This is a genomic window from Mesorhizobium sp. M4A.F.Ca.ET.020.02.1.1 (genome assembly GCF_004022645.1).
Lineage (GTDB): Bacteria > Pseudomonadota > Alphaproteobacteria > Rhizobiales > Rhizobiaceae > Mesorhizobium.
The window spans coordinates 1-5,671 of the sequence record NZ_RZOI01000389.1; the positions used below are offsets into that span (position 1 = coordinate 1).

4 protein-coding genes and 1 pseudogene are annotated in these 5,671 nt (G+C 63.6%); 2 read left to right on the plus strand and 3 right to left on the minus strand.

What is annotated here, in order from left to right:
- A partial coding sequence (locus EN742_RS39505; protein WP_245492376.1) for a hypothetical protein occupies positions 1-228 on the minus strand: 228 nt, incomplete at its 3' end.
- Between EN742_RS39505 and EN742_RS21930 the strand changes: the two genes are divergently transcribed.
- Complete coding sequence (locus tag EN742_RS21930; protein WP_245492375.1) at positions 131-1,066, plus strand: flavin reductase; 936 nt, start codon at positions 131-133, stop codon at positions 1,064-1,066. The two genes, EN742_RS39505 and EN742_RS21930, sit on opposite strands and share 98 nt — an antisense overlap.
- Positions 1,067-1,086: 20 nt before the next feature.
- A pseudogene (locus EN742_RS21935) lies at positions 1,087-2,516 on the plus strand (aldehyde dehydrogenase).
- Positions 2,517-2,561: 45 nt separating this feature from the next.
- Here EN742_RS21935 and EN742_RS21940 read toward each other — a convergent pair.
- Together EN742_RS21940 and EN742_RS21945 are read right to left on the minus strand one after the other, a co-directional pair.
- A complete protein-coding gene (locus EN742_RS21940) occupies positions 2,562-3,899 on the minus strand; it encodes an HlyD family type I secretion periplasmic adaptor subunit (protein WP_127406189.1) in 1,338 nt (445 codons plus the stop codon).
- A gap of 19 nt (positions 3,900-3,918) precedes the next feature.
- On the minus strand, positions 3,919-5,613 hold the full coding sequence (locus EN742_RS21945; protein ID WP_127406192.1) for a type I secretion system permease/ATPase: 1,695 nt from the start codon (positions 5,611-5,613) through the stop codon (positions 3,919-3,921).
- Positions 5,614-5,671: the final 58 nt, after the last annotated feature.

Below are 5,671 nucleotides of genomic sequence, written 5' to 3' on the forward strand. Positions count from 1 at the left end.
CTTCCAGCTGAGTGAAGGAAGAAGGTCGCTCTTCTTGCGGTTAGCCTTCAACTGACAACCAACAGGAGGCGCTGATCCCATGTTGACCACGGGAACCGCAAAGATTCCGACGGCCATCGACCCAATCGCGTTGCGTCGGGCTTTCGGAACCTTTGTCACCGGCGTCACCATCATCACCACGCGGGACACGGACGGCAATCCGCGCGGCATGACGGCCAATTCCTTCACCTCGGTTTCGCTCGATCCGCCGCTGCTGCTCGTCTGCGTCGCAAAATCGGCGTCAAGCTTTGCTGCCTTTACGACGGCGGATTCCTTTGCGGTTAACCTGCTACATGAGGGACAGGTCGACATCTCGGCGATCTTCGCCTCGAAATCCCCCGATAAATTCCAGTCCGTCAATCACGACCGCGTTCATACCGGCGCGCCAATCCTGACGGACAGCCTTACCTGGTTCGACTGCACGATCTACAACAGGGTCGATGCAGGCGATCATGTCATCCTGATCGGCCAGGTGCAGGCTTTCGGTACGAGCCCTTCAGCGCCGCTGGGCTTTTGCCGCGGCCGATACGCGAGCGTCAAGGATCCGCTGCCGTCCGGCTGGCTGGCCTCGCACAACATGATCATCGGTTATCTGATCGAAGCCAGCGGTGAGATCCTGCTGCGAGCGGATGGAAGCGGTGGCTGGGCTCTGCCAACGGCCAAACGCCGTAAGGCCGGCAGCGAACTGCCGCTCAACGACGGAAAATCCCTCAAGCTGCTGTCAGACAACACCTTTCTTTACTCGATCTTCGATGTTGCTGACTGCGACCCCGGTTATCTAATTTATCGCGCCCGACTTGCCGATGGCGGACAAGGGCGCGACCTGCCGGAAGACCTGCGGTTCTTTGCCATTGACAAGCTGCCCTATGACCTCATCCCGACCCGGGAATTGCGGGCGATGCTCCGCCGCTATGTCCGCGAGCGCAAGCAGGAACGCTTTGGCATCTACATGGATTCCGGCGACGGCGGGCGACTGGCAATGATCGAGGGCGAGGCCCGCTCGTGGCATCAGGCCATTCAAGACTAACCCGAAATCAGGAAGCGACGATGAAGACGACGGTGAAATCGCTCGAGGGAATGCGCCTCAACCTCTTTATCGACGGCCGGTTTGTCGAACCGACATCCGGTCGCTACCTGGACAGTTTCGACCCGACCACCGCGGAGGCCTGGTATCAGTTTGCGGAAGCCGACGCCAACGATGTGCGAGTGGCGGTTGAGGCGGCGCAAAAGGCATTCGTCAATCCTGCCTGGCGACGTATGACGCAGACCGATCGCGGTAAGCTGGTGCGCAAGCTGGCCGATCTAGTTCTCGCTAATGCCGACGACCTCGCGCTGATCGAAACACGCGACAATGGCAAGCTGATCAAGGAAATGCGGGCGCAGATGCGCTCAATCCCGGACTCTTACACTTACTTTGCCGGCATGGCTGACAAACTGCAGGGCGATACGATCCCGGTCAACAAGCTGGACCAGCTCAACTTCAACATGCGCGAACCGATCGGCGTCGTCGGCATGATCACACCCTGGAACTCGCCGCTGATGATGTTGACAGGAACGCTCGCTCCCTGTTTGGCGATTGGCAACACCATCGTCATCAAGCCTTCCGAGCACGCGACGGCCTCGACGCTGGCCTTGGCCGAGCTAATCATGGAAGCGGGGTTTCCGGCCGGCGTTGTCAACGTCGTCTCGGGAACGGGTGCGGTAACCGGCGACGCGCTGACGCGGCAAAAGGGCATCGCAAAATACGTCTTCACCGGCAGCACGGATACCGGCCGTAAAATTGCTGCTAACGCGGCGACCAACCTTGCGCAGTGCCAGATGGAACTCGGCGGCAAATCTCCCCACGTGATCTTTTCCGACGTTGATATCGAAAAGGCCGTTAATGGGGTCGTTTCGGGCGTCTTCGCAGCTGCGGGCCAGACCTGCGTCGCCGGCTCGCGCTGCTTCGTGGAGGCCAGCGTCTACGACCGCTTCATCGAAGCGTTGGTGGAACGCACCAACCGCATCACCGTCGGCCACCCATTGGAGGACAAGACGGATATCGGCCCGCTGGCCCTGTCGGCGCAGCTGGCCTGTTGACCGGCGGCGCGCGCGTCACCGAGGGTGCGCTTGCCTTGGGCAATTTCATCACGCCGGGCGTGTTCGCCGGCGTGACCGACGACATGCGCATCGCCAAAGAGGAGATTTTCGGCCCGGTCATCTCGGCGCTGCCGTTCGACACGTTGGATGAGGCGGTGCGGCGGGGCAACGACACGCCCTATGGGCTCGCCGCCGGCGTGTTCACGCACGATATCGGCAAGGCGCACCGGCTGGCCAATCGGCTCCGCGCCGGATCAGTCTGGGTCAACACCTATCACGCGATCGACCCGGCGGTGCCGTTCGGCGGCTACAAGATGAGCGGCTACGGACGCGAAGGCGGCACCGAGCACCTCGATGAGTATCTGAACACCAAGGGCGTCTGGATCAGGACCGACTGAGCGCCCTTTCGATACGGATCACTGATCCGGCCGTCGCCGCGGCGGCTATTTCTGCCGGAAGGCGGTGTGGAACGATGTCACCAGCGGCCCCAATATGTAATCGAGCGCCGTGCGCTCCTCGGTGACGATCATCACCGAGGCCGGCATGCCTGGATAGAGCGATATCTGAGGGGCGGCGGCCAGTTCGGCCGGATCGACCGCAATGTCGGCGACATAGTAGGGAAGGCCTGTCTTGCTGTCGGTAATACGGTCAGCCGAAATGCGGGTGACGTGTCCATGGATGATCGGTATCGAGCGCTGCTTGTAGGAGGTGAAGCGGACTTCGGCCGTCATGTCGGACCTGAGGCTCGATATGTCCTCGACGCGGACCTGCGCCTGGACGATCAGCGAATTCTGCGTCGGCACGATATCGAGGATGGTCTGGCCCGGCGCGACGATCGCTCCGATCGAAAAGACGCTGAGGTCCATCACCTGGCCGTCATAGGGCGCGCGCACCTCGGCACGGTCCATGGCGGCCTGGGCCGCGAACATCTTGGGCACGAGATCGGCCAGGTTGGACTGCGTCTCGATCATCATCGCCGAAAGCTTGGCCCGGCGTTCGTTGGACAGTTGCGCGATCTGGCTCTCGAGCTCGGCCTTGGTCTGCCGGCTGCCGGCAATGGCGCCCAGGTTCTCGTCGATCAGGCCCTGCAGGTCCGAGGCGGATCGGTCGAGCTCCAGGATGCGCGGGCGGGTCGTCAGTCCGGCCTTGAGCAGCTTGCCGAGGCTCGCCTTCTCGTCGACGGTCGATTGCAACTGGGCGCGATAGGAATCGACGCGCGCCTGCTTGCCCTCGATCTGCTCGTCGAGCTCGGCGATCCGCTTCTCGAGGATCTGCCTGGCGCCGGCCATCGAGGCGCGCTGGCTTTCGAGATCGGCGACCTGGTTGGCCATCGCGTCCTGGAGATAGGCCTGGTGCTCGCCCGCGATATCCTTCGGGAAGGCAACTTCCTGGCTGCCGTCGAGCTCGGCCCGGATCCTGGCATCGGTGGCACGCAGCAGGGCGTACTGCTGGGCGTAGAGATTGAACTCGGAGCGCAGCCTGGTGTCGTCCAACAGCAGCAGGACCTGGCCCTTCTGGACGATATCGCCGTCCTTGACGCGGATCTCCTTTACCGTCCCGCCATCGAAATGCTGGAGGCTCTTGCGGTTGCCCTCCACCTTGACGACCGCCTCGGCGAGCACGGCGCCGTTCAGCGGGGCGAAGGCGGCCCAGCCGCCGAAGACGCCGAAGAAGGCGAGGATGATCAACAGGCCAATCAGGGCCGGCATCCGGATCGAATCCGGGGCCGGGATGCCGGCTTCGCCGGGCAGGCTGCGGTAAGTGAGGGCGCTGTCGCTCAAACGTCTCTCCTTTCGCAGTTCATTGGGTTGCCACGGCGATCGGAGCCTGGCGCTGGTTGAGCAGCGCCACGATTTCGTTCCGCATGCCGAAGGCTTCGACCGCGCCATCGCGCAGCAAAAGGATCTTGTCGACATTGGCGAGCGTCGAGGGCCGGTGCGAGACGATGATGACAGTGCTGCCACGGCGCTTGAGCTCGATCGCGCAGTCGCTGAGCGCGCGGTCGCCGTCGGCGTCGAGGTTGGAACTCGGCTCGTCGAGGACGATCAGGTTCGGAGTGCCGAACACCGCCCGGGCAAGGGCGATGCGCTGGCGATAACCGCCCGACAGCACCGCGCCGCCTTCGCCGATCTGCGTCTCGTAGCCCTGCGGCAGGCGGATGATCATGTCGTGTACGCCGGCGAGCCGCGCGGCCTCGATCACCTCCTGGTCGACATTGGTCTTGAAGCGGCCGATGTTGGCGGCGACGGTGTCGGCGAAGAGCTCGATGTCCTGCGGCAGGTAGCCGATATGGTCGCCCAACGTATCGCGCCCCCAATGCGACATGTCGGCCCCATCCAGCCTGACGGTACCGCGGCTCGGCTGCATGACGCCGGCGAGGTGCCTGGCTAGCGTCGACTTGCCGGCGCCGGAAGGGCCGACGATGCCGAGGGCCTCGCCCGCCTCGAGCCGGAAGGAGACATCCCGCAGCAGTACTTTCTGCAGGTTCGGAATGGCAAAACTCACCTGCTCGACCGAGATCTTGCCGGAGGGTTTCGGCAGGTTGAACGAGCGTTCGTCCTTCGCGTCGCCGTCGACCAGCCTGCGCACTCGCGCAAGTGCCGCGCGCGCCAGGATCAGGCTGCGCCAAAGGCCGACGATCTGCTCGACCGGCTGCAGGCCGCGACCGAGCAGGAGGCTGGCCGCGAACATCGAGCCGGCTGTGGTCTGCCGTTCGATCACCAGATAGGCGCCGAGGCCGAGTATGAGCGACTGCATGGTCAGGCGCAGGAAGCGGATCAGCCCCGTCATCAGCGCGGCGCGGTCGCTCGCTTGCGCCTGGCGCAAGAGCGCTAGGTTGCGGTCGCGGCCCCAGCGGCGGATAAGGCCGTCGATCATGCCCATGGCGCGAACGACCTCCGAATTCCTGAGGCTCATCTCGGTGAAATTGTAGTTGGTCGTCGCGATGTCGTTGGCCTGCTTCAGCGGCGCGCGCACCAGATATTCGTTTAGCACCGCCATGGCGATGAGCAGCAGTGCGGAGCCGAGCGCGAAGAAGCCGAGCCAGGGATGCAGCAGGAAGATGATGCCGATGTAGATCGGTGACCAGGGCAGGTCGAACAGCGCGTGGATACCGCTGCCGGTGATGACCTGCCGGAACGTGTCGAAGTCGCGGATCGGCTGGCTCTGCGAGGCGCCCTGCGACGGCGTTTCGACCGATGCGGCCAGGATCCTGGCCGAAAGCAGCCGATCGAGGCGCGCGCTGGCGCGCGTCAGGATCCAGGCGCGCACCAGGTCGAGGCCGGCCAGCGCCATGAAGGCGACCAGCAGCACAAGCGTCAGCATCACCAGTGTGGTCTGGCTGCCGCTGGTGACGACACGGTCGTAGATCTGCAGCATGTAGAGGGGCGAGGCGAGATAGAGCAGATTGATCGCCAGGCTGAAGGCGGCCGCGACCAGGAAATAGCGGCGGCACGCCCGAAGCGCGTCCTTCACGATCTGCGATTTGCTACCGATACTCAAGATACCCAGCGGAGAACCCGCCCCCCAACTGCACGCCCGGACCGATACTACT